This window comes from Crenobacter caeni (genome assembly GCF_010435965.1).
In the GTDB taxonomy this organism is placed as follows: domain Bacteria; phylum Pseudomonadota; class Gammaproteobacteria; order Burkholderiales; family Chromobacteriaceae; genus Craterilacuibacter; species Craterilacuibacter caeni.
This window is the reverse complement of sequence record NZ_JAAGAA010000009.1, coordinates 140,118-162,851: the sequence shown is the minus strand read 5'-3', so window position 1 is coordinate 162,851 and position 22,734 is coordinate 140,118. Positions and strand designations below refer to the sequence as shown.

General features: G+C 66.3%; 22 protein-coding genes and 3 tRNA genes. 7 read left to right on the top strand and 18 right to left on the bottom strand.

What is annotated here, in order from left to right; translation table 11 throughout:
- Positions 1-3: 3 nt before the first annotated feature.
- Positions 4-1,044, bottom strand: a complete 1,041-nt coding sequence (gene queG, locus GZH52_RS11130) for a tRNA epoxyqueuosine(34) reductase QueG (protein WP_239058099.1) — start codon at positions 1,042-1,044, stop codon at positions 4-6.
- 43 nt (positions 1,045-1,087) lie between these two features.
- On the opposite strand from queG, the gene tsaE reads away from it, so the two are divergent.
- Together tsaE and GZH52_RS11120 are read left to right on the top strand one after the other, a co-directional pair.
- The gene (gene tsaE / locus GZH52_RS11125; protein ID WP_163316530.1) at positions 1,088-1,558 is read left to right on the top strand and encodes a tRNA (adenosine(37)-N6)-threonylcarbamoyltransferase complex ATPase subunit type 1 TsaE; all 471 of its coding nucleotides are present in this window, start codon (positions 1,088-1,090) and stop codon (positions 1,556-1,558) included.
- The gene (locus GZH52_RS11120) at positions 1,534-2,772 is read left to right on the top strand and encodes an N-acetylmuramoyl-L-alanine amidase (RefSeq protein WP_163316529.1); all 1,239 of its coding nucleotides are present in this window, start codon (positions 1,534-1,536) and stop codon (positions 2,770-2,772) included. The genes tsaE and GZH52_RS11120 overlap by 25 nt, the downstream gene beginning before the upstream one ends.
- A 56-nt stretch (positions 2,773-2,828) precedes the next feature.
- On the opposite strand, the gene yacG is transcribed toward GZH52_RS11120, so the two are convergent.
- The 8 genes from yacG to GZH52_RS11080 all read right to left on the bottom strand — a co-directional run bounded on the left by yacG (position 2,829) and on the right by GZH52_RS11080 (position 10,794).
- On the bottom strand, positions 2,829-3,020 hold the full coding sequence (gene yacG / locus GZH52_RS11115; protein ID WP_163316528.1) for a DNA gyrase inhibitor YacG: 192 nt from the start codon (positions 3,018-3,020) through the stop codon (positions 2,829-2,831).
- A gap of 10 nt (positions 3,021-3,030) precedes the next feature.
- Complete coding sequence (zapD, locus tag GZH52_RS11110) at positions 3,031-3,789, bottom strand: cell division protein ZapD (protein ID WP_163316527.1); 759 nt, start codon at positions 3,787-3,789, stop codon at positions 3,031-3,033.
- Complete coding sequence (gene coaE, locus GZH52_RS11105; protein WP_239058098.1) at positions 3,786-4,445, bottom strand: dephospho-CoA kinase; 660 nt, start codon at positions 4,443-4,445, stop codon at positions 3,786-3,788. The genes zapD and coaE overlap by 4 nt, the downstream gene beginning before the upstream one ends.
- Positions 4,432-5,298 carry a prepilin peptidase gene (locus GZH52_RS11100; RefSeq protein ID WP_432417436.1) on the bottom strand — a complete coding sequence of 289 codons (867 nt, stop codon included), beginning with the start codon at positions 5,296-5,298 and terminating at the stop codon, positions 4,432-4,434. Before GZH52_RS11100 ends, coaE begins: the two co-directional genes overlap by 14 nt.
- Complete coding sequence (locus GZH52_RS11095; protein ID WP_239058097.1) at positions 5,295-6,500, bottom strand: type II secretion system F family protein; 1,206 nt, start codon at positions 6,498-6,500, stop codon at positions 5,295-5,297. Before GZH52_RS11095 ends, GZH52_RS11100 begins: the two co-directional genes overlap by 4 nt.
- A gap of 43 nt (positions 6,501-6,543) precedes the next feature.
- Positions 6,544-8,250 (bottom strand): type IV-A pilus assembly ATPase PilB, encoded by a 1,707-nt coding sequence (pilB, locus tag GZH52_RS11090; protein ID WP_163316523.1) that lies wholly within the window; start codon positions 8,248-8,250, stop codon positions 6,544-6,546.
- A 37-nt stretch (positions 8,251-8,287) separates the two neighbouring features.
- Positions 8,288-9,556: an HlyC/CorC family transporter gene (locus tag GZH52_RS11085; protein WP_163316522.1), complete on the bottom strand. Its 1,269-nt coding sequence runs from the start codon at positions 9,554-9,556 to the stop codon at positions 8,288-8,290.
- A gap of 101 nt (positions 9,557-9,657) precedes the next feature.
- Complete coding sequence (locus GZH52_RS11080) at positions 9,658-10,794, bottom strand: porin (RefSeq protein ID WP_163316521.1); 1,137 nt, start codon at positions 10,792-10,794, stop codon at positions 9,658-9,660.
- A gap of 236 nt (positions 10,795-11,030) precedes the next feature.
- Here GZH52_RS11080 and GZH52_RS11075 point away from each other — a divergent pair, with 236 nt between their 5' ends.
- Entirely contained in the window at positions 11,031-12,431 is a 1,401-nt protein-coding gene (locus GZH52_RS11075) for a cryptochrome/photolyase family protein (RefSeq protein ID WP_163316520.1), read from the top strand.
- A gap of 49 nt (positions 12,432-12,480) precedes the next feature.
- Here GZH52_RS11075 and GZH52_RS11070 read toward each other — a convergent pair whose 3' ends face one another.
- Positions 12,481-13,302, bottom strand: a complete 822-nt coding sequence (locus GZH52_RS11070) for a cytochrome C assembly family protein (RefSeq protein WP_163316519.1) — start codon at positions 13,300-13,302, stop codon at positions 12,481-12,483.
- Between the two features lie 111 nt (positions 13,303-13,413).
- Between GZH52_RS11070 and ffh the strand changes: the two genes are divergently transcribed.
- On the top strand, positions 13,414-14,766 hold the full coding sequence (ffh, locus tag GZH52_RS11065) for a signal recognition particle protein (protein ID WP_163316518.1): 1,353 nt from the start codon (positions 13,414-13,416) through the stop codon (positions 14,764-14,766).
- 95 nt (positions 14,767-14,861) lie between these two features.
- Positions 14,862-16,232, top strand: a complete 1,371-nt coding sequence (gene purB, locus GZH52_RS11060) for an adenylosuccinate lyase (RefSeq protein WP_163316517.1) — start codon at positions 14,862-14,864, stop codon at positions 16,230-16,232.
- Between the two features lie 111 nt (positions 16,233-16,343).
- Here the strand turns inward: purB and GZH52_RS11055 are convergent.
- The 8 genes from GZH52_RS11055 to GZH52_RS11020 all read right to left on the bottom strand — a co-directional run bounded on the left by GZH52_RS11055 (position 16,344) and on the right by GZH52_RS11020 (position 20,774).
- Positions 16,344-16,420, bottom strand: a tRNA-Met gene (locus GZH52_RS11055).
- 45 nt (positions 16,421-16,465) lie between these two features.
- Positions 16,466-16,542: transfer RNA gene (locus GZH52_RS11050), tRNA-Met, on the bottom strand.
- A gap of 42 nt (positions 16,543-16,584) precedes the next feature.
- Positions 16,585-16,661, bottom strand: a tRNA-Met gene (locus GZH52_RS11045).
- Positions 16,662-16,736: 75 nt separating this feature from the next.
- Complete coding sequence (locus GZH52_RS11040) at positions 16,737-17,567, bottom strand: undecaprenyl-diphosphate phosphatase (RefSeq protein ID WP_163316516.1); 831 nt, start codon at positions 17,565-17,567, stop codon at positions 16,737-16,739.
- Positions 17,568-17,646: 79 nt separating this feature from the next.
- Entirely contained in the window at positions 17,647-18,252 is a 606-nt protein-coding gene (locus tag GZH52_RS11035) for a thiol:disulfide interchange protein DsbA/DsbL (RefSeq protein WP_163316515.1), read from the bottom strand.
- Positions 18,253-18,281: 29 nt separating this feature from the next.
- Positions 18,282-18,974, bottom strand: coding sequence for an SPOR domain-containing protein (locus tag GZH52_RS11030; protein WP_239058096.1), 693 nt, complete (start codon positions 18,972-18,974; stop codon positions 18,282-18,284).
- Between the two features lie 27 nt (positions 18,975-19,001).
- Positions 19,002-20,489, bottom strand: a complete 1,488-nt coding sequence (locus tag GZH52_RS11025) for a YifB family Mg chelatase-like AAA ATPase (RefSeq protein WP_163316514.1) — start codon at positions 20,487-20,489, stop codon at positions 19,002-19,004.
- 3 nt (positions 20,490-20,492) lie between these two features.
- Positions 20,493-20,774 carry an accessory factor UbiK family protein gene (locus GZH52_RS11020; RefSeq protein WP_136555908.1) on the bottom strand — a complete coding sequence of 94 codons (282 nt, stop codon included), beginning with the start codon at positions 20,772-20,774 and terminating at the stop codon, positions 20,493-20,495.
- 263 nt (positions 20,775-21,037) lie between these two features.
- Between GZH52_RS11020 and glnK the strand changes: the two genes are divergently transcribed.
- Both glnK and GZH52_RS11010 read left to right on the top strand, forming a co-directional pair.
- On the top strand, positions 21,038-21,376 hold the full coding sequence (glnK, locus tag GZH52_RS11015; RefSeq protein WP_163316513.1) for a P-II family nitrogen regulator: 339 nt from the start codon (positions 21,038-21,040) through the stop codon (positions 21,374-21,376).
- 30 nt (positions 21,377-21,406) lie between these two features.
- Positions 21,407-22,705, top strand: a complete 1,299-nt coding sequence (locus tag GZH52_RS11010) for an ammonium transporter (protein ID WP_163316512.1) — start codon at positions 21,407-21,409, stop codon at positions 22,703-22,705.
- Positions 22,706-22,734 lie beyond the last annotated feature (29 nt).

Below are 22,734 nucleotides of genomic sequence, written 5' to 3'. Positions count from 1 at the left end.
GCCTCACCGGGCGCTGGCGGCGTGACGCGCCAGCGCCCACGCCACATGCTCGCGCACCAGTGCCGACGCGTCTTCCCTGCGCGACGCAAGCGCGGACAATACCGCCGGCGTCGTCGGCGCGTTCCCCAAGCCAACCGCCAGGTTGCGCAGCCAGCGCTGGTAGCCGATCCGCCAGATCGGGCTGCCGGCGGTGCGTTCGCGAAAGTCCGCCTCGCTCCACGCAAAAAGCTCGGCGAGGCTCGCCGCGTCGAGCCCATGCCGCACCGCAAAATCCCCCTCGCCAGACAGCCTGGCAAAGCGGTTCCACGGGCACGAGAGCTGGCAGTCGTCGCACCCGTACACGCGGTTGCCCAGGAGCGGCCGCAACGGCTCGGGGATGGCGCCATCCAGTTCGATGGTCAGGTAGGAGATGCACAGGCGGGCGTCGACCCGGTACGGCGCGACGATGGCGCCGGTCGGGCACGCGTCGATGCAGCGGGTGCAGCGGCCGCAGTGCCCGTCCTCGGCCGCGTCTTCCGGCAGCGGCAGGTCGGTGACGATCTCGCCGAGGAAAAACAGCGAGCCCGCGTCGCGGTTGAGCAGCAAGGTGTGCTTGCCGCGCCAGCCCAGGCCCGCCTGCGCGGCGAACGATACCTCGGCCAGCGGCGCGCTGTCGGTGAACACCCGGTAGCCGTAGGCGCCGACTTCCCCTTCGATCCGGCTGGCGAGCGCCTGCAGACGCTTGCGCAGCACCTTGTGGTAGTCGCGACCGAGCGCATAACGCGACACATACGCAGCCTCGCCGTCGTCGAGTACCGCGTGCGCGTCGCGCGCGTCGGGCCAGTAGTCCATCCTGAGCGAAACCACCGACAAGGCACCGGGCACCAGGCCCGCCGGGTCAAGCCTGAGCGTGCCGTGCCGCGCCATGTAGTCCATCTGCCCGTGGCAGCCATCGGCAAGCCAGGCCTCAAGCGCCGCCCTCGCCTCATCTGGCAGGCTCGCGCGGCTGATGCGCGCGCCGGCAAAGCCCGCCTCAAGCGCCCACGCTTTGATTTGGCGGGCCAATTCTGGATAATCCACGTTTTGCAATCCACACTCGATCATGGCCATGGATGATAGCAGCAGCACAAGCGGCCTTCTGGCCGACGAAGCCGCCACCCTCGCGCTGGGCGGTGCACTCGCCGGAAGCCTGACGCCGGGCATGGTCGTCTACCTCGACGGCGACCTGGGCGCCGGCAAGACTACGCTGACGCGCGGCCTCTTGCGCGCCCTGGGTCACACCGGCCGCGTGAAGAGTCCGACGTACGCGCTGGTCGAGAGCTACGCCTTCGACGGTCTGGATGTCCACCACTTCGACCTGTACCGCTTCAACGACCCGCAGGAGTGGGACGACTCGGGACTGGCCGAACTTTTCGGTGAACACAGCCTCTGTTTGGTGGAATGGCCGGACAAGGCGCAGGGCCTGTTACCGCCGGCGGATTTGACCGTCGCGCTGGAAGTGGATGGCGGGCAGCGCCGCTACCGGCTGACCGCCCACGACGACACGGGAAGACAATGCCTGACAAGACTCTCAAGCTGAGCCGCCGCCGCCTGGTCGGTGCCGCCGCGGCGACCTGGCTGCTCGCGGTGAGCAGAGTGGGCTTTGCCGCAGTGCCGCAAATCGTCGCGCTGCGAATCTGGCCCTCGTCCACCTACACGCGGGTGACACTCGAATCGAGCAGTCCGCTCAAGTACAAGCAGTTCACGCTCGCCGGCCCCGACCGGCTGGTGATCGACCTCGAAGGGGTCGAGCTGAACGCGACCTTGCAGGGCATCGGCACCCTGATCAACGGCGGCGACCCCTTCGTGAAGAGTGCCCGCGCCGCGCAGTTCTCGGCGGACACCGTGCGCCTGGTGCTGGAACTGAAGACCGAGATCGCGCCGCAGGTGTTCACGCTGAACCCGGTCGCCGAATTTCGCGACCGGCTGGTGGTCGACCTCTACCCGGCCAAGCCGCAGGACGACCCGCTGCTCGCGCTGTTGCAGGATTACAACCGCGGCAAGCTCGACGAGCGCCCGCAGCTGAAGCCGCAGCCTGGCAAGGCGGGTGTCGACCGCCCGGTCACCATCGTGCTCGACCCCGGCCACGGCGGCGAAGACCCGGGCGCGATCGGCCCGTCCGGCGTGCGCGAGAAGGACGTGGTGCTGAGGATCGCGCGCGAGCTGCGCCAGCTGATCAACAGCCAGCGCAATATGCGCGCGCACCTGACCCGCGACGAAGACGTGTTCATCCCGCTGGGCGTGCGCGTGGCTAAGGCGCGCAAGCTCGGCGCCGACCTCTTTATCTCGATCCACGCCGACGCGTTCACCACGCCGACCGCACGCGGCTCGTCGGTGTTCGCGCTGTCGGAGAAGGGCGCAACCTCGACCGCGGCGCGCTTCCTCGCCAAGACGCAGAACGACGCCGACCTGATCGGCGGCGTGCGCATCGGCGGCAAGGACAAGTACCTCGCGCACACCCTGCTCGACCTCACGCAGACGGCGACCATCAACGACAGCCTGAAGCTCGGCAAGGCGGTGCTCGGCCATATGGGCAACCTGAACACTCTGCACAAGTCGCGCGTCGAGCAGGCGGGCTTCGCGGTGCTCAAGGCGCCGGACATCCCGTCGATCTTGGTGGAGACGGCCTTCATCAGCAACCCGGAAGAAGAGAAGAAGCTGGTCGACCCGGCCTTCCAGCGCAAGATGGCCGAATCGCTGCTCGCCGGCATCAAGGGCTACTTCGGCCAGAGCACGCTGTACGCGCGAGGCTGAGCGCCCCGCGCAATAAAAAAGCGGAACCGCCAGGTTCCGCTTTTTTATTGCGCGCCTTACTGCGGCGCGTCCTCGCCGTCCGGCGGCGACGCGGGTACCCGGTAGCTTTCGTCGGCCCACTGGCCCAGGTCGATCAGGCGGCAGCGCTCGGAACAGAACGGCCGGTAGCGGCTCGCGGCCTCCCAGCGCACCGGGGCGCCGCATTGCGGGCAGGCGACCACGCGGATGGTTTCTGGCTTTTCGCTCATCGCGGGTTCCTCAAAACTTGCAGAAGGTCATCGAGAAGTCGACGTCCTGGGCGAGCGTGCGCGGCCGCGCGCCCTCCGCGTACGCCTGCACGAAGCGCAGGTTGATCGCGTACTTGTTGGCGGACAATTCGGGCAGTGCGTCCAGTCCCGCCGGGTAGTCGACCCGGATCAGCTGGACCACGCGCCCGCCGGACATCTGCTGGAACGCGCCGTTGCGGGCGACGAAGTGGAAGGTCTTGCCGCTGTCGCGCAACAGACGCAACAGCAGGGTCGCCGCCTCGGACGTCGGCATCAGCGGCGCCGCCCAGCGGCGGATGTCGGCGCGGCGCTCGTCGGCGTCGCGCGCCTGCCACAAGGCGTACGACGGCAGGTCGAACGAGCAGGTGCCGCCGGCGATCACCGAGCGCTGTTTGATCGCCATCAGCCACTCGTTCTCGCGCAGGTGCTGGCCGAACTTGCTGGTCAGTCCCAGCAGCTGCTGCGCGACGCGCTCGATCCGGTCTATCGTCTCGTCGAGCATCGCCTGGTCGATCGCCGGGTTGTCGTGCCAGGCGTCGAGCAGCTGCTTTTGCCGCTCGAGCTCCTGCAAGAGGTCGGACTTGAGCTCGGCGCGCGAGGCGACCTCGAGGATCTCGAACAGCACCAGCAAGGCCGAATGGTGTTCGTACGGGTGATCGCGCTCGACGAAGAAAGACAGCCGCTGATAGAGCTGCTCCAGCCTGAGCAGGCTGCGGGTTCGTTCGGTGACCGGAAACTCGAAACTAATCACTGCGCGGGGTCCGTGGGTGCGGTGGTTGACGGCGGACAGTCCGCGCGTGCAAGACAGGCCAGATAATAACGGTGTTTGGCGGCAACTTGAAGCGCCAGCTTATCGAGCCCGCCGCTATTGTCGATCACGTCGTCCGCGCGGGCGGTGCGCTCGCTGCGCGGCAACTGCGCAGCCATGATCGCGCGCACCGCCTCTGCGGACAGCGCACTGCGCGCCATCACCCGCGTAAGCTGCGTCTCTTCCGGGCAGTCGATCACCAGCGTGCGGTCGACCAGTTCGAGGTAGCCGCCCTTCTCGAACAGCAAGGGCACGGCGAGCAGCGCGTACGCGCCCTGCCCACTTTCCAACTGGCGCAGCGCCTCCTCGCGGATCAGCGGGTGCAGGATGGCTTCCAGACGCGCGCGGGCGGCGGCGTCGCTAAATACCCGCTCGCGCATCGCCGCGCGGTCGAGCCGGCCGTCCGCCGCGACCACGCCGGCGCCGAACGCCTCGGCAATCGCCGGCATCGCCGCGCCACCCGGCCCGGTCAAGACGTGCGCGATCGCGTCAGTGTCGACGATGTCGGCGCCTAGTTCGGCAAAGCGCTCGGCGACCGCGCTCTTGCCCGAGCCGATGCCGCCGGTCAGGCCGACCACGAAACGCTTACAGCCGGCCAAGGTACCACCCCACGATGTCGTGCCCCCACAACAGCGCGACATAGCCCGCTGCGGCGAGGTAAGGCCCGAACGGCAAGGGCTGGCCGCGGCCCATGCGCGAGAGCGCGATCTGCAGGATGCCCCACAGCGCGCCGACCAGGCTAGACAAGAGGATGATCAAGGGCAGCATCTGCCATCCGAGCCATGCGCCGAGCGCGGCCAGCAGCTTGAAGTCGCCGTAGCCCATGCCCTCCTTGCCGGTGACGAGCTTGAACAACCAGTACACGCTCCACAGCACGAGGTAGCCGGCCATCGCGCCCACCACCGCGTCGGCGAGCGGCAGCACGCCGTACACCAAGTGAAAGGCGATGCCCGCCCACACCAGCGGCAGCGTAATGTCGTCCGGCAACAGCTGGGTGGCGGCGTCGATCATGGTCAGCGCGACCAGCGCGGCGGTCAACAGCAGCGCGCCAGCCAGCCACACGCCAGGCCCCAGCAGCCACGCGTTCAGCGCGAACAGCACGCCGGTGGCAAGCTCGATCAGCGGGTAGCGCGGCGAGATCGGCGCACGGCAGTCGGCGCAGCGCCCGCCCAGCAGCAGGTAGCCCGCGAGCGGCACGTTGTGCCACGGCCGTACGCCCGCGCCGCAATGCGGGCAGCGCGAGCCCGGCCGCAGCAGGTTGAACGGCGGATGTTCGGGCACCGGCTGGCCGCTCAGCTCGGCGCACTCGGCGGCCCAGCGCCGCTCGAGCATCACCGGCAAGCGGGCGATCACCACGTTGAGGAAACTGCCGACAAACAGGCCAAACACGCCGACCAGGGCGGCGAACGCCGGCGCCGGCAGCGCAAGCAAAGCGTTGAATGCGTCCATCAGCCGACCACCTGGCCCATCTTGAAGATCGGCAGGTACATGGCGACGACCAGGCCGCCGATCAGCACGCCGAGCACCACCATGATCAGCGGTTCAAGCAGGCTGGACAGCGCAGCCACCGCGTTGTCGACCTCTTCCTCGTAAAAGTCGGCGACCTTCTCGAGCATCGAGTCGAGCGAGCCCGACTCCTCGCCGATCGCCGTCATCTGCATCACCATGTTCGGGAACAGTTCGCTCTTGCCCATCGCGAAAGTCAGGCTGGAGCCGGTGCTCACCTCGGTGCGGATCTTCTGCGTCGCGTCGCTGTAGACCTGGTTGCCCGACGCGCCGCCGACCGAGTCGAGCGCCTCGACCAGCGGCACGCCGGCGGTGAACAGCGTCGCCAGCGTGCGCGTCCAGCGCGCGATGGTCGCCTTCCTGACGATCTCGCCGATCACCGGCACCTTGAGGATGAAGCGGTCCATCGCGCGGTGCGCGGCGGGTGAACGCTTGAACGCGAACATGCCGCCGAAGATCCCGCCGATCAGGCCGCCGAAGATCAGCCACCACCATTCGACGAAGAAGTCGGACAGCCAGATCACGAACAGCGTCGGCGCCGGCAGGTCCGCGCCGAAGCTGGAGAACAGGTCCTTGAACGCCGGGATCACGTAGATCATGATCACCGCGGTGATGATGAAGGCGGTGCCGATGATCGCCGTCGGGTAGATCAGCGCCGACTTGATCTTGCCCTTGATCGCCAGCGTCTTTTCCTTGTAGGTCGCCAGCTTGTCGAGCAGCGCGTCGAGCACGCCGCCGGTCTCGCCGGCCGCGATCAGGTTGCAGAACAGCGCGTCGAAGTACAGCGGGTGCTTGCGGAACGCCGCCGACAAGGCGGTGCCCGACTCGACGTCGGCGCGGATGTCGAGCAGCAGCTTGACCATGCGCGGGTTGTTGTGGCCGCGCGCGGTGATGTCGAACGCCTGCAGGAGCGGCACGCCGGCCTTCATCATCGTCGAGAGCTGGCGGGTGAACAGCGCGACGTCCTTCTCGCTGATGCTGCGGCCGAGCTTCGCCCGCTGGCGGGCGATCTTGTGCACCAGCACGCCCTGGCGGCGCAGCTGCATCTTGGCGACGGCCTCGCTCTCGGCGCGGATCTCGCCGCGCACCACCTTGCCATCCCGGCCCTTCCCTTCCCACGCCCAGTTGTACTGGGGGGGCTGTTTCATCGCTTGAGCGTTCGCCATGCGTGCGTCCGTCTTGTCTGGGTTGTCATTCGTTGGTTACCGCCTCGATCTCGGTCAGCGAGGTCAGCCCCTGCCGCACTTTCTTCAGGCCCGCGTGGCGCAAGTCGACCATGCCCTCGGCGCGGGCGAGGTCGGCGATCTCGGCGGCGTTACCGCCCTTGAGGATCAGCCTCACCATCGCGTCGGTCATCGGCATCAGCTCGTAGATGCCGACCCGCCCCTTGTAGCCGGTGTCGCGGCAGTGCTCGCAGCCGACCGGCCCCATCGGCTGCCAGCTGCCGTCAAGGTCGGCCTCGGCGAAGCCCGAGCGCAGCAAGGCCTCGCGCGGGATGTCGACCGGCGCCTTGCACTGCGGGCACAAGCGGCGCGCCAGACGCTGCGCCATGATCAGGAGCACCGAGCTTGCCACGTTGAACGGCGCGACGCCCATATTGAGCAGACGGGTCAGCGTCGCCGGCGCGTTGTTGGTGTGCAGCGTCGAGAACACCATGTGGCCGGTCTGCGCGGCCTTGATCGCGATGTCCGCCGTCTCGAAGTCGCGGATCTCGCCGATCATCACGATGTCCGGGTCCTGGCGCAGGAAGGCGCGCAGCGCCGACGCGAAAGTCAGCCCGGCCTTCTCGTTAACGTTGACCTGGTTGATCCCCGGCAGGTTGATTTCGACCGGGTCTTCGGCGGTCGAGATATTGCTGTCCGGCTTGTTGAGGATGTTCAGGCAGGAGTACAGCGACACCGTCTTGCCCGAGCCGGTCGGCCCGGTCACCAGCACCATGCCGTACGGCCGCCGGATCGCGTCCATCAGCAGACTTTTCTGCTCGGGCTCGAAGCCCAGCTGGTCGATGTTCAGCGACGCGGCCGACGCGTCGAGGATACGCATCACGATCTTCTCGCCGTACAGCGTCGGCAGCGTGCTGACCCGGAAGTCGACCGCGCGGTGCTTGTCGAGGCGGATCTTCAGGCGGCCGTCCTGCGGCACGCGCTTCTCGGAAATGTCGAGCCGCGAGATCACCTTGATGCGCGACGCGATCTTGTCGCGGATCGCCAGCGGTGGGCGCGCGACTTCGCGCAGCGCGCCGTCGACCCGGTAACGGATGCGGTAATACTTCTCGTACGGCTCGAAGTGGATGTCGGAGGCGCCCAGCGCGATCGCGTCGACCAGCACCTTGTGGATAAACTTCACCACCGGCGCGTCTTCCACGTCCGGCAGCTTGTCGCCACTTGGCGCGTCCGGGTCGACCAGTTCGAGCGAGCCCAGGTCGTCGTCGATCATCGCGTTGAGCGCGGCGCCGGGGTCGGCCTCGCGCTGGCGCGCGATCAGCGCGCCCAGCTTGTCGTCCTCGACCACCACCACGTCGACGGTCAAGCCGGTCTTGAAGGTGATCGCGTGCAAGGCCTGCGACAGCGTCGGGTCGGAACAGCCGACAAACAGGCGGCTGCCGCGCTTGAACAGCGGCAACAGCCGCCGCTCGACGATCAGCGCGTCGTCGACCACTCCGCGCGGCACGCTGGAGGCGGACAAGGCGGAAACGTCGAACAGCGGCAGCCCGAACGAATGCGACGCGAACACGGCGACTTCGGCTGCACTCAAACGCTTGCTGGCGACCAGCGCCTCGACAAACGAGCGCCCGTCGACCTGCGCCTTGTGCGCGATCTCGTCGGCCTCCCCCTGCGACAGCCGCCCGTGCTGCACCAGCGCGCGCCCCATCCCCGACAGCGCTGTATTCTGATCCATCCGCCCCCTCCAATTGTTCTTGTTGTCCTGACCCGGTCTACTTCGCCCGCCTGGGCAGCGGCGTGAGCCTTACCCGCCGCACCGCACGCTCGCCGACCTGGACGATTTCGACCACGCAACCGTGCATCTTCCAGCAGGTGCCGACTTCCGGAATGTCGCCGAAATGCTCGGCCAACAGGCCGTTCAGCGTCTTCGGCCCGTCGGTCGGCAAGGCGAGCCCCAGCTCGCGGTTCAGTTCGCGCAGGCTCTGGCTCGCGTCGACCATGAAGCTACCGTCGGCGTCGCGCCTGGCGTGCGCCTCCTGGTCCGGCGCCTGCGTGGTGAAGTCGCCGACCACCACCTCGAGGATGTCCTCCAGCGTCACCAGCCCCATCAGCTCGCCGTACTCGTCGACCACCACGCCGACCCGCCGCCGGTTTTCCTGGAAGTTCTGCAGCTGGGTGAACAGCGGTGTGGTCGCCGGCACGAAATACGGCTCGCGTACCACCTCGCGCAGGCGAACCGCGTCCAGCGGCTCGCGCAGCAGATGCAACACTTTGCGCACATGCAAAATGCCAATAAGATTTTCCAACCCATTTTCGCATACCAGAATACGTGAATGGTGGCAGGTATGCAGCTTGTCGAGCAAATCCGGCCACGGCTCGGCCAGATCCACCGCCTCGATGTGGCGCCTTGGCACCATCACGTCCTCGACGGTAAAGCCTTCGAGCTCGAACAGGTTGACCAGCATGCTGCGGTGCTTGGCCTGGTCAAAACGGGTCGACTCCAGCGCCAGCAGGCGCAACTCCTGTGCCGAGAGCTGGCCGCTGTCTTGCCTTTCTCTCGCGCGGAGCAACTTCAGCAAGGCCGACACGAACAGGTTGACGAACCACACTGCCGGGTAGAACAGCTTGAGCAGCAGCACAAGCGGCAGGCTGACCCGCTCGGCGACCTTCAGTGCGTGGTTGGCGGCGAGTACCTTGGGCGTCGCCTCGGAAAACACCAGGATCGCGAAAGTCACCGCCAGCGTGGCGATGCCGAGCGCGAGCTCGTTCTGCCCGAACAGGCGGAACACGATGACGGTCGACAGCGACGCGGCGGCCGAGTTGACGAAGTTGTTGCCGAGCAGGATCACGCCGAGCAGCTTGTCGGTCTGCCCGAGCAGGGAGAGCGCGCGCGCCGCGCCGCGACTGCCGGCGGCCGCCTTCGATTTGAGGCGAAAGCGGTTGGCCGCCATCATGCCGGTTTCCGACATCGAGAAGAACGCGGAGATCGCCAGCAGCAGGGCTAACGAGAGGAACAGCAGAGACAGCGGGATGTCGTTCAAGTCGGTCGTACCGTGGGATCGTTACGACAATTGTATTAGCGTCCGGCAAATGAAAAAAGGCCGCGCGAGGCGGCCTTTAGACTGAGCAGCCTAAGCTGCGATCAGAACAGGTGGGTCAGACCTACCGAGTAGGTATTGCCCTTCAGCCAAGTCTTGCCGTCCAAACCATTTTCGTTCGGAGCATCGCCAGACTTGATGTAAGCAGCACTTACATGCGCCTTGGTGCGCTTGGACAGCAAGTAGTCGAGACCCAATACGTACTGGTTGTAGTCAGAACCGTCTACCTTATCACCGTCCACCTTAACCTCCCAACCATGAGCATACTGGAAGCGCGGCACAAACTGGCCCATGGTGTAGGCAACGTTCAAACCAAGCTGTTTGGTCTTGGTTTCACCCAGGAATTCGAAAGCGTCACCATCTTGCTGCAACTTGGTGTCCACATACGCAATGGCCGCCGACAGCCCGTTAGCGTCATAGCCGACTTCGAAGTAGTTCATGCGGGACTTCGAGTCAGCAAAAGACGCCTCAACGCCATCGTAAAACTCTACCGAACCAGCACCCAACAGGCTAGCTTCCTTGCTTGCGGTGTAAGAGTACTGAGCGTAGAAAGCGTCAAAGGCATAACGCAGACCGATTTCCCAAGCGTACGGGTTCGAGCCTTCAACTTTTTTCTCAGATGCAGCGGAGTACATCGCACGCGCGCTAAAACCAGACCACTCGGGCGTGGTGTACGCGATCGCGTTGTTCATACGAGACTGATAGTTGGCAACACCGCCCAAGTTGAATGCGGCAACATCAGGAACAATGCCACTTTCCAGAACATTCGCATCCCAAGCCAAACCATTCCAGCCCGCCTCGTACTTCCACGGATCGATGTTCGAATAGATGTTCTGGAAGGTGCTCAGACGGCCAAGCTGCACGGTACCGAAATCGCCGGACAGACCGACAAAGCTGTCGCGGGTCGCCCAAGTGTTGCCACCAGTACCGTCGATGCCGATCTTCTGCTCGACCTGCCAAACCGCCTTCAGGCCGTTGCCGAGGTCTTCGCTACCCTTGAAGCCGATCTTCGAGTTGTAGTTCTCAACTTTGGTCACAGTGCCGTCGGTACCGCTGGAGCCATACGCAGTAGTGGTCTTGGTACCTTCCAGCGCAGCACCCGCTTCGCCGTAGATCACGACATCAGCCATGGCAGCAGCCGGCAACATTGCGACAGCCAGCGCGATGATTTTCTTGTTCATGCGTCTTTCCTTTCGAGGTCGGTTGTACCCGGCAGCCATGCTATCCGGGCATCTCTACGCCATCCCTGTACCGGAACGGTCATGCACGCATACTATTGCTGCCTGCACACAAAGACAAAACCGCCGATTATTCGCTGACAAAAAAACCACAATATAAGCAGATATCAACGCTACAAGCCTTATAAAACAAGGCTTTCAAGCTGTAGTAAATTAACAACACCACTGGATCAGTTACCATGCACACACCCCGCACCGCCCTGTGCTGGCTGCGCCGCGACCTGCGCCTGGCCGACCACGCAGCGCTCGCGCACGCACAGGGCGCCGGCCGCGTCCTCGCCGCCTTCGTGTTCGACCCCGCGCAGCTCTCAGGCCTTGCCCGCGACGACGCGCGTGTCGCCTTGATCTGGCACTCGCTCCTGGATATCCGCCAGCGCCTGCGCGCGCTGGGTAGCGACCTCGCCATCCTCCACGGCGACCCGGCGGATGAAATACCGCTTCTCGCCGCGCGCGCCGGCGCGCACGCGGTGTTCGCCGCGCGCGACTACGAGCCGGCCGCGCGCGCGCGCGATGCGCGCGTCGCCGCAGCGCTTGCCACAGACGGCCGAGCATTGGAGCTGGTGAAGGACCAGGTGGTGTTCGACACCGGCGAAGTACTCACCCGCGAGAGCAAGCCGTACACGGTGTTCACGCCGTATGCCAGAGCCTGGCGCGCGAAGCTCGCCCCCGCCGACGCCGGAAGCTTAGCGGTGCGCCTCGCCGCCGACGCCTTCCTGCCCTGGCGTGAAGACGGCGCGGTGACCCTCGCCACGCTCGGTTTCACCGACAACCCGATCGGCCGCGCAGAGGCTGGCGAAGCCGCCGCCGCCCAGCGTCTCGCCGCCTTTGAAGCGAAGATCGACGACTACCACGCGGCGCGCGACTACCCGGCGCGCGACGCCACCTCGCAGCTGTCGGCCGCGCTGCGCTTCGGCACGGTGTCGATCCGTACGCTCACGCGCACCGCGCTCGCACACGATGGCGCGGGTGCACAGGCGTGGCTGAACGAGCTCGTCTGGCGCGACTTTTACCAACAACTGCTGTGGCACTTCCCGCACGCGGCAACAGAGAGCTTCAAGCCCGCGTTCCGCGACCTGCCCTGGCCGGGTGAAGACAGCCATTTCGACGCGTGGCGCGCGGGGCAGACCGGCTACCCGCTGATCGACGCGGCGATGCGCGAACTCTTGCAGACCGGCTGGATGCACAACCGGCTGCGCATGGTGGTGGCGAGCTTCCTCGTGAAAGACCTGCTGATCGACTGGCGGCGCGGCGAGGCGCACTTCGCGCACCACCTGCTCGACTACGACCTCGCTGCCAACAACGGCGGCTGGCAGTGGGCGGCGTCGACCGGCTGCGATGCGCAGCCTTGGTTCCGCATCTTCAACCCTGTGACCCAATCGCAGAAGTTCGACCCGGACGGCGCGTATATCCGCCGCTGGGTGCCGGGGCTCGCTGCACTCGACGCGCGCTCGGTGCACGCGCCGTGGCAAGCCAAGGCCTTGCCGGCGGGCTTTGCGCTCGGCCGCGACTACCCTGTACCGATTGTCGACCATGCCGCGCAGCGCGAACGCGCGCTCGCGCTGTACGGCAAACAGCCGTGAAAAAGGCCGCCCGGTCGGGCGGCCTGCAAAAACACGAAAGCGGATGCGCCTAGCGGCCGAGCACCCACTCGAGCACGATCTTGGTACCGATAAAGCCGAGCAGCAGCAGGCCGAAGCCGCTGAGCGCCCAGCGCACGGCGACCTTGCCACGCCAGCCGTAGCGGGCACGGCCGACAAGCAGCCCGCCGAACACGCACCACGCGGCGAACGCGAACACCGTCTTGTGGTTGACGGTGAGCGCCGTGCCGAACATCTGCTCGGAGAACAGCACGCCGGTCACCAGCGACACCGTCAGCAAGGCGAAGCCGACGCCGATCACCTGGAACATCATGGTTTCCAAGCTAAGCAAGGGTGGCAACTGGCGGGTCAGCGCGGTCGCGCGGCGCGCGTGCAGCGCGCGCTCGAGCAGCAGCATCAGCACCGCGAGCAAGGCGGCGATCGCGAACAGGCTGTACGCGAGCATGGATACCAACAGGTGCACGGAGAAGAGCGGGTTGCGCAGCGCGTAACCCGGATGGTGGCCCGGCCACAAAAGCTCCACCGCCAGCGCGAGCACCGCCAGCGGCAGCATGAAGAGCTGTAAGCCCTCGACGCGGTAGAAGAAACCGCAGGTCCAGTAGATCAGCAGCATCAGCCAGACCACGGCGGACAGCGCGCGGCCGACGCCAAGGTCGGGGTAGCCGCCGGCGAGCATCGGCGTGAGCACCAGGAAGGCGTGTGCGAGCAGCACGAGGCCCAGCGCACTGTGCTCGACACGGCGCGAGCGCGGCAGCAGCACCGCGCAGCCACTGAAGTGGCCGATGTGGTGCCAGGTCAGCGCGAGGTAGGCCAACAGCAGGCCAAGGGTCAGGGCGAACGGGACGGCGCTCATTCTGTCGGTGCCTTTCGACGCCGGGCGCGAGGGCCGGCGGCTTCGTGTAAAATGGTCGGCTTGAAAGTCTACACCAAGCGGTCCTGCCGTTGGCAGGCATGAAGGACGACCATGCTCGACAACCTGACCACCCGCCTCTCGGGCGTGATCAAGACGCTGCGCGGCAACGCGCGCCTTACCGAATCCAACATCCAGGACGCGATGCGCGAAGTGCGCATGGCGCTCCTGGAAGCAGACGTGGCACTGCCCGTCGTCAAGGCCTTTGTCGCGCAGGTGAAGGAGCGCGCGCTGGGGCAGGAAGTGATGGGCAGCCTGACCCCCGGCCAGGCGCTGGTCGGTGTCGTCAACGACGAGCTGACCCGCCTGATGGGCGAGAAGAACGACGCGCTCAACCTCGCCGCGCAACCGCCGGCCGTGGTGCTGATGGCCGGCCTGCAGGGCGCGGGCAAGACCACCACCGTCGGCAAGCTCGCCAAGCTCCTCAAGGAAAAGAACAAGAAGAAGGTGCTGGTGGTCTCCGCCGACGTGTACCGCCCGGCGGCGATCGAACAGCTGAAACTGCTGGCCGAGCAGGTCGGCGTCGAGTGGTTCCCGTCGGACGGCGCACAGAAGCCGGTCGACATCGCGCTTGCCGCGATCGACCACGCGCGCCGCTACCACTTCGACGTACTGATGGTCGACACCGCCGGCCGCCTGGCGATCGACGAGGCGATGATGGCCGAGATCAAGGCGCTGCACGCCGCGGTCAAGCCGGTGGAAACCTTGTTCGTGGTCGACGCGATGCAGGGCCAGGACGCGGTCAACACCGCGCAAGCCTTCAACGAGGCACTGCCGCTGACCGGCGTGGTGCTCACCAAGATGGACGGCGACTCGCGCGGCGGCGCCGCGCTGTCGGTGCGCCACGTCACCGGCAAGCCGATCAAGTTCATCGGCGTCGGCGAGAAACTGACCGGCCTCGAGCCCTTCCACCCTGACCGCATCGCCAACCGCATCCTCGGCATGGGCGACGTGCTCAGCCTGATCGAGGACGTGCAAAAGGGCATCGACCAGGAGGAAGCGGCCAAGATCGCCAAGAAGCTCAAGTCGGGCAAGGGCTTCGACCTCGAGGACTTCCTGGGCCAGATGCAGCAGATGAAGAAGATGGGCGGCGTCGCTGGCATGCTCGAGAAGATGCCCGGCCAGATGGGACAGATGGCCAAGGGCATCCAGGGTGCCGAGGCCGAAAAGCAGCTCAAGCGCATCGAGGGCATCATCCACTCGATGACGCCGCTGGAGCGGCGCAAGCCCGAGCTCCTGAAAGCCAGCCGCAAGCGCCGCATCGCCGCCGGCGCCGGCGTGCAGGTGCAGGACGTCAACCGCCTGCTCAAGCAGTTCGAAGAAATGCAGAAGATGATGAAGCAGTTCTCCAAGGGCGGCCTCTCCAAGATGATGCGCGGCATGAAGGGCATGTTGCCCGGCATGTAAGCCGCCGACACGGGCCGCCCGGCGGGCGGCCCGCTCCCGGACTCACCACACCAAAACCGCCGGCAAACCCGGCAACAGCACTGGAAGCCTTTGCAATGACGCTGAACGCACTGACCGCCCTCTCCCCGCTCGACGGCCGCTACGCCGGCCAGGTCGAGGCGCTGCGCACCCTGTTCTCCGAATACGGCCTGATGAAGTTCCGCATCCAGGTCGAACTCGAATGGCTGAAGATGCTCGCCGCCGAGCCCGGCATCGAGGAAGTCAAGCCGTTCAGCGCGGCGACCGTCCGCGAGATCGACGACGTGATCGCCGGCTTCTCGGTCGAGCACGCCGAGCAGGTGAAGGCGATCGAGGCGCGCACCAACCACGACGTCAAGGCGATCGAGTACTGGCTGAAGGAGCGCCTGTCGGGCAACCCCGAAGTGATGGCCGCCAGCGAGTTCATCCACTTCGCGTGCACTTCCGAGGACATCAACAACCTCAGCCACGCGCTGATGCTGAAGACCGCGCGCAACACGGTGATCCTGCCGGCGCTCGACGAATTGACCGCCCGCCTCTCCAAGCTCGCGCACGAGCTGGCCGCCGTGCCGATGATGTGCCGCACCCACGGCCAGCCGGCGACGCCGTCGACGCTGGGCAAGGAGCTGGCCAACGTCGTCTACCGCCTCAAGCGCCAGCACGACCAGCTGGTTCGCCAGGAAATCCTCGGCAAGATCAACGGCGCGGTCGGCAACTACAACGCCCACCTCGTCGCGTACCCGAACGTCGATTGGGAAAGCCTGGCCGGCCGCTTCGTCGCCGGCCTCGGCCTCACCTTCAACCCGTACACCATCCAGATCGAGCCGCACGACTACATGGCCGAGCTCTACCAGAACCTCAGCCGCGTCAACACCATCCTGGTCGACCTGAACCGCGACGTATGGGGCTACATCTCGCTCGGCTACTTCAAGCAGAAGGTCAAGGCCGGCGAAGTCGGCAGCTCGACCATGCCGCACAAGGTCAACCCGATCGACTTCGAGAACTCCGAAGGCAACCTCGGCCTCGCCAACGCGATCCTCGGCCACCTTGCCGACAAGCTGCCGGTCAGCCGCTGGCAGCGCGACCTGACCGACTCGACCGTGTTGCGCAATATGGGCGTCGCCTTCGGCTACACCCTGCTCGGCTTCAAGTCCTGCCTGAAGGGGCTGAACAAGCTGGAAGTGAACCCGCTGGCGATCGCCACCGACCTCGACGCGACCTGGGAGTTGTTGGCCGAGCCGATCCAGACCGTGATGCGCCGCTACGGTGTGCCCAACCCGTACGAGCAACTGAAGGATCTGACCCGCGGCAAGGGCGGCATCACCCGCGACACACTGGCCGCCTTCATCGGCACGCTGGACATCCCCGAGCACGAGAAGACCCGCCTGCTCGAACTCTCGCCGGCCAGCTACCTTGGCAAGGCCGAGGAACTCGCGCGCCGCATCTGAGCCTGCCCAGCTCCGCAAAAACGCCACCTTAGGGTGGCGTTTTTCTTGTGTGCCATCCCAGTGCGGCCAAGGCAAAACGCAAAAACCCGATGCCTAGGCATCGGGTTTTATTGGTTGCGGGGGCAGGATTCGAACCTACGACCTTCGGGTTATGAGCCCGACGAGCTACCAGACTGCTCCACCCCGCGTCAGAGGTGTTCGGCATTGCTGCCACGGACATGTCCGCTTGAAACTGGTTGCGGGAGCAGGATTCGAACCTACGACCTTCGGGTTATGAGCCCGACGAGCTACCAGACTGCTCCATCCCGCGACTGTACTGCGCTGGCACCGGCGTTTGCCGATACTTTAAAACTGGTTGCGGGGGCAGGATTCGAACCTACGACCTTCGGGTTATGAGCCCGACGAGCTACCAGACTGCTCCACCCCGCGTCTGAGGAAGTGGATATTATCCAATTCACCGGAGCGTGTCAATTGAAAAAGCCAATTTATCCTCCCGGGACGCGATCACATGCTCCAGCTGACCCAGCCGAACTGCCAGGTGGCGAGAATGATCAGGCCGAACGCGATGCGGTACCAGGCGAACGCGTTGAAGGTGTGGCCGGACACGAAGCGGACCAGCCAGCGCACCACCACGAAGGCGCTGACGAAGGCCGACACCAGCCCGACGGCAAACACCGGGATGTCTGCAGCCGAGAACAGCGCCCAGTTCTTGTACACGTCGTAGAAGGTCGCCGCGAACATGGTCGGCACCGCGAGGAAGAACGAGAACTCGGTCGCCACCTTGCGGTCGAGACCGAACAGCATGCCGCCGATGATGGTCGCCCCCGAACGCGAGGTGCCCGGCACCATCGCGAACACCTGCGCGACACCGACCTTCAGCGCGTCGAGCGCGCCCATCTGGTCGACGTCGTGCACGCGAGGCGGCACGTCGCGCTGCCGCTTCTCGGCCCACAGGATGATCAGGCCGCCGACGATCAGCGCCAGCGCGACGCACACCGGGTTGAACAGGTAGAACTTGATCGCCTTGATCGCGAAGAAGCCGACCACTGCCGAGGGCAGGAAGGCGATCAACAGCTTGCCGACGAAGTTCACCGCCGCCGGGTCGCGCCCGAGCAGCCCGCAGCCGATGCGCGTGAAACGCACGCGGTACTCCCACACCACCGCGAGGATCGCGCCCAGCTGGATCACCACCTCGAAGACCTGGCCGGTGCTGCCGTCAAAATTGATCAGGTCGCCGACCACGATCAGATGGCCGGTGCTCGACACCGGCAGGAACTCGGTCAACCCTTCGACAATCCCCAGCAACAGGGCCTTGCCCAGCAACAGCCAATCCACGCTACTTCCCCTTCAATCCTGCCCGTTCAATAAAGAAAAGTCCGGCGACAACGCCGGACCTGTTGATGCCTGCCTGCGCTTACTTCTTGCCGCGCGCCTTGGCGACCAGTTCGTTGACCACCTCGACCACGCGCTGCGGCTCGGCCGGGTTCACCGCGTACTTGCCGGCCACCACGACCAGCGGTGTGCCCTCGACCTGGTAGTCGCGGGTCAGTTTGGACGCGCGGTTGACCGCGGCCTGCATGCCGAAAGACTTGAAGGTCGCCATGAATTGCTTGGCGTCGACGCCCGGCTGCTTGGCGATCCAGCCGGCGAGCACCGTCTCGTCGCCGAGGTTGACACGCTGCTTCATCACCGCCTCGAACGCGGCGCGGTGCAGTTTCTCTTCGGTACCGGTCGCCTTCATGGTGGCGAGCAGCTTGGCGAAGCCCTCGGTATTGCGGCCCCACATCACCTGTTCGCGGCTGACCACCACGTCGGCCGGTTGCGCCTTCTTCCACGCGGCCATCACCGGCTCGAGGTTGTAGCAGTGGATGCAGCTATACGAGAAGAACTCGACCACGTTCACCTTGCCCGGCTGCGTCGGCTGCGGGTTAGTCAGCACGCGATAGTCCTTGCCTTCGACGACAGCTGCCTGCGCGAGCGAACCCAGCAACATCAGGCCAATGGCCAGCCATTTCTTCATTGTTCCATCCTCTTCAGTGGGAAAACGGTTCAGGGTTTGATCAGGTCGGACGGCACGCCGCCGGCCTTCAATTCGCTGCGCACGCGCTCGGCGTCCGTCTGGCGAGCGAACGGGCCGACCCGCACCCGGTGCATCAGGCCGTTCGCGGTCTCGACGGTCTGGATATTCGCCTCGACACCCATCAGCGCGAGCTTGGCCTTCAGGTTGTCGGCCTCCGCCTCGTTGGCGAAGGCGCCGGCCTGCAGGCTGAAGCCCTGCGCGCGCTTGGGCTGCCCCGCCTGCGCCGGGGTGTCAGGCGTCGCCGGCACCGCGTCGAGCTTGCCCGGCAGGATCTTGTAGAAGTCAAAGCGGTTGCCTTCGTCCGCGGCCGCGTCCGGCGCAGCCGCCGGCGCCTGGGCTGGCGGCGCGGCGTCGGGAGTGGGTGACACCGGTGCGCTCGGCACGGCGGGCGCCGGTGTCGCCGGTGCGACTTCCTGCAGGGTACCCGGCTCGAGCAGCGTCACGTCGGCGCCGGCCTCGCTCGCGCCTTGCTGGCGCGCCTCCTGCTTTTGCAGGTTGCTGAACGGGGTCGACGAACGGTTGAGGTACATGGTGGTGCCGACCACCGCGCCGACCCCGACGATCAAGCCGATCAGCAGGCCGGCCATCAGCCCGCCGCCCTTCTTGCCCCCCTGGGCACTACCCCGCCCCCCGCGGGGGCTTGCCTTGTAATCCCGGCTCATGCGTATTTGCTCTTCTATTTCCGGCCCTCAGGCCAATAAGCGGCGCATTTGCAGCGCCTGCATCAAAAATGTTTCGTCCAGTTCAGTGGCGCCGGCCAGATCCGCCAGCGTGCGCGCGACGCGCAGCACGCGGTGGTAGCCGCGCGCCGACAAGCCCAGCTTCTGCATCGCCTGCGCAAGCAGCGCGACACCGGCCGGCGCCAGCGCCGCGTGGCAAGCAAGCTGCGCCTCGTCGAGCCGCGCGTTGCTCACGCCCTGGCGCGCCAACTGTACGGCCAGCGCCGCGGCGACCCGCGAAGCGACTGCCGCGCTGCCCTCCGCCGGCGCCGCCGCGAGCGAGGCTGCGTCCAGCGCGCCCATCTCGACCACCAGGTCGACGCGGTCGAGCAGCGGGCCGGAGATTTTACCCCGATAGCGCGCGATTTGCTCGGGCGTACACCGGCAATCCCGCTCGGGGTGGCCGTAATAGCCACACGGGCAGGGGTTCATCGCGCCGATCAGCTGGAACGCGGCCGGGAAGCTCACCCGCCGCACGGCGCGCGCGATGGTGACCGAGCACGTCTCCAGCGGTTCGCGCAGCATCTCGAGCGCGCGCCGGTCGAACTCCGGCAACTCGTCGAGGAACAGCACGCCGTGGTGCGCGAGGCTGACTTCGCCCGGGAGCGGGTCGCTGCCGCCGCCGATCAGCGCGGCCGCCGACGCCGAGTGGTGCGGCGCCCGGAACGGCCGGCGCCGCCAGAATCGTGTATCGAACCCCGACAGCAGCGAGTGCACCGCGGCAACTTCCAGCGCCTCGTCCAGCCCGAGCGCGGGCAGGATGCCGGGCAGGCGCCGTGCGAGCATGCTCTTGCCGCAGCCCGGCGGCCCGCACAGCAACAGGTGGTGGCCGCCGGCCGCGGCGACTTCCAGCGCGAGCCGGGCGGCATGCTGGCCGCGCACGTCGGCAAGGTCCGGCAAGGCCTCGTTGGGTGCCGGCACGGCCGCGGGCGGTACGGGCAAAGGCTCGCCGCCGGCGAGCGCCTGGGCCAGTTCACCGAGCGACCCCGCGAGGCAGGTGTCCGCGCCGCCTGCCAGCGCGGCTTCGGCGGCGTTGGCCGCCGGCACCACCAGCACCCGGCCGCCCTTCGCCGCCGCCAGCGCCATCGGCAGCACGCCGCGCACGGCCCGCAGCTCGCCGGTCAGCCCCAGTTCGCCCGCGAACTCTCGCCCTTCCAGCACCTGCGGCGGCAGCTGGCCGGAGGCAACCAGCAGCGCCATCGCCAGCGGCAGGTCGAATGCACCGGACCCCTTGGGCAAGTCGGCCGGCGCAAGGTTCACCGTGATGCGCCGCGCGGGAAAAACAAAACCCGACACCAAAAGGGCCGAGCGCACGCGTTCGCGGCTCTCGCGCACCTCGGTGTCGGGCAGGCCGACCAGCGTGAACGCCGGCAGGCCGTTGGAGAGGTGGACTTCGACGTCGACCGCGACGGCGTCGACCCCGTTCAGGGCCCTACCGTGCGCGACCGCCAGCGTCATCGCTCAGGACAGGCCGAGGTTGGCCTGCTCCTCGGGCGAGCCCGGCGCCGGCGCACTGGCCGCCTCCAGCGCGGACAGCCGCGCTTCCAGACCCGCGAGCTGCTCGCGGGTGCGCGCGAGCACTTCCTGCTGCACGTCGAATTCCTCGCGGGTGACCAGATCCATCCTGGCGAAAGTCGCCGCCATCATCGCCTTGACGTTCTTCTCGATGTCCTTGGCCGGGCTGGCGGCGATGGTCTCGCTGATCTTCGCGCTGATCTCGTCAAACAGTTTCTGGCTCAGCATCGTTGGCTCCTAGGTATGTCATCAGATTGATGCGTGCAGTTTAGCAAAGGCGCGGGCGCTCTGGGCGGGCGCATCTACCGCCCGCACCACGCACCACACTGGTGCCCCGCCCTTCCCGCTGCCGGTGCATGCCGGATGGATTGCGGGTATGCCGCCCGCCAGACAAGGCTTCCGGCACTCTGGCACGCTTTGTGCATTTGTCCTGCCAAGCGCTAACGGCGCCCCAGCGGCCAGACCCAAACCACAGAGGACAGGAGCGAACCATGAAACTGATCACCGCCATCATCAAGCCGTTCAAGCTGGACGAAGTCCGCGAGGCGCTCTCCGCCATCGGCGTGCAGGGCATCACCGTCACCGAGGTCAAGGGTTTCGGCCGCCAGAAGGGCCACACCGAGCTGTACCGCGGCGCCGAATACGTCGTCGACTTCCTGCCCAAGGTCAAGCTGGAGATCGCGATCCAGGACGACATCCTCGAACAGGTGATCGAGGCGATCGAGAACACCGCGCGCACCGGCAAGATCGGCGACGGCAAGATTTTTGTCAGCGACCTGCTGCAGGTCGTGCGCATCCGCACCGGCGAGACCGGCACCGACGCGGTCTGATAGGCACAAGTGTTAAAGGGGAGAACCAACATGAAAAGAATCGCTAGTTGTGCCGCCCTCGCGGCGGCCGCCATGCCGGCCTTCGCCGGTGCCGCGCCCGAACTCGTCGAGGCGTCCAAGATCAGCGCCGGCGACACCGCGTGGATGATGACGTCGACCGCGCTGGTGCTGTTCATGACCATCCCGGGCCTTGCGCTCTTTTACGCCGGCATGGTGCGCAAGAAGAACGTGCTCTCGACGCTGATGCAGAGCTTCTCGATCACCGCGCTGATCACCGTGCTGTGGGTAGTGATCGGCTACAGCCTCGCCTTCATGCCGGGCAACAGCCTGATCGGCGGCTTCGACCGCGTGCTGCTGGACGGCCTCACCTTCCTCAAGGACGAGGGCAAGCTGACCGTCCACCCGCTGGCCGCGACCATTCCCGAGCCGGTATTCATGATGTTCCAGCTGACCTTCGCGATCATCACGCCGGCGCTGATCACCGGTGCGTTCGCCGAACGCATGAAGTTCTCTGCGATGCTGGTCTTCATGGCGCTGTGGTCGCTGGCGGTCTACGTGCCGGTCGCGCACTGGGTATGGGCGCCGGGCGGCTGGATGTTCGACCACGGCGTGCTCGACTTCGCCGGCGGCACCGTCGTCCACATCAACGCGGGCATCGCCGGCCTGGTGTGCTGCCTGGTACTGGGCAAGCGCGTCGGTTACGGCAAGGAGCCGATGGCGCCGCACAACCTGGTGCTGACGCTGGTTGGCGCCTCCATGCTGTGGGTGGGCTGGTTCGGCTTTAACGCCGGCTCCGCTGTCGCCGCCGACGGCCGCGCCGCCATGGCAATGATGACCACGCAGATCGCCACCGGCGTCGCCGCGCTGGCGTGGATGTTTGCCGAATGGGCGCTCAAGGGCAAACCGTCGGTACTGGGCATCGCCTCGGGCGCCGTCGCCGGCCTGGTCGCCATCACCCCGGCCGCAGGTTTTGTCGACGCCAAGGGCGCGATGGTCATCGGCGCAGTGTCCGGCCTGGTCTGCTACTGGGGCGCCACCGGCCTCAAGCACATGATGAAGTACGACGACTCGCTCGACGCGTTCGGCGTGCACGGCATCGGCGGCATCGTCGGCGCGCTGTTGACCGGCCCGCTGGCGGTCAAGGCAATCGGCGGCGTCGAAGGCGACTTGCTCACCCAGGCCATCGGCGCCGGCGTCACCATCGTGTACTGCGCGATCGTCACCTTCGTACTGCTGAAGATCATCGACCTGACCATGGGCCTGCGCGTCACCGAAGAAGAAGAGCGCGAGGGGCTGGACGTACGCCTGCACGGCGAACGGGTCGAATAAGGGCAAGCTGTGTTGTTGTGGTAAGGGAC

Coding starts and splice junctions, on each gene's coding strand:
- tsaE (WP_163316530.1), top strand. CDS start 1,088: ATGGATGATAGCAGCAGCACAAGCGGCCTTCTGGCCGACGAAGCCGCC.
- GZH52_RS11120 (WP_163316529.1), top strand. CDS start 1,534: ATGCCTGACAAGACTCTCAAGCTGAGCCGCCGCCGCCTGGTCGGTGCC.
- yacG (WP_163316528.1), bottom strand. CDS start 3,020: ATGAGCGAAAAGCCAGAAACCATCCGCGTGGTCGCCTGCCCGCAATGC.
- GZH52_RS11095 (WP_239058097.1), bottom strand. CDS start 6,500: ATGAAACAGCCCCCCCAGTACAACTGGGCGTGGGAAGGGAAGGGCCGG.
- pilB (WP_163316523.1), bottom strand. CDS start 8,250: ATGGATCAGAATACAGCGCTGTCGGGGATGGGGCGCGCGCTGGTGCAG.
- GZH52_RS11080 (WP_163316521.1), bottom strand. CDS start 10,794: ATGAACAAGAAAATCATCGCGCTGGCTGTCGCAATGTTGCCGGCTGCT.
- GZH52_RS11075 (WP_163316520.1), top strand. CDS start 11,031: ATGCACACACCCCGCACCGCCCTGTGCTGGCTGCGCCGCGACCTGCGC.
- GZH52_RS11070 (WP_163316519.1), bottom strand. CDS start 13,302: ATGAGCGCCGTCCCGTTCGCCCTGACCCTTGGCCTGCTGTTGGCCTAC.
- ffh (WP_163316518.1), top strand. CDS start 13,414: ATGCTCGACAACCTGACCACCCGCCTCTCGGGCGTGATCAAGACGCTG.
- purB (WP_163316517.1), top strand. CDS start 14,862: ATGACGCTGAACGCACTGACCGCCCTCTCCCCGCTCGACGGCCGCTAC.
- GZH52_RS11035 (WP_163316515.1), bottom strand. CDS start 18,252: ATGAAGAAATGGCTGGCCATTGGCCTGATGTTGCTGGGTTCGCTCGCG.
- GZH52_RS11030 (WP_239058096.1), bottom strand. CDS start 18,974: ATGAGCCGGGATTACAAGGCAAGCCCCCGCGGGGGGCGGGGTAGTGCC.
- GZH52_RS11025 (WP_163316514.1), bottom strand. CDS start 20,489: ATGACGCTGGCGGTCGCGCACGGTAGGGCCCTGAACGGGGTCGACGCC.
- GZH52_RS11020 (WP_136555908.1), bottom strand. CDS start 20,774: ATGCTGAGCCAGAAACTGTTTGACGAGATCAGCGCGAAGATCAGCGAG.
- glnK (WP_163316513.1), top strand. CDS start 21,038: ATGAAACTGATCACCGCCATCATCAAGCCGTTCAAGCTGGACGAAGTC.
- GZH52_RS11010 (WP_163316512.1), top strand. CDS start 21,407: ATGAAAAGAATCGCTAGTTGTGCCGCCCTCGCGGCGGCCGCCATGCCG.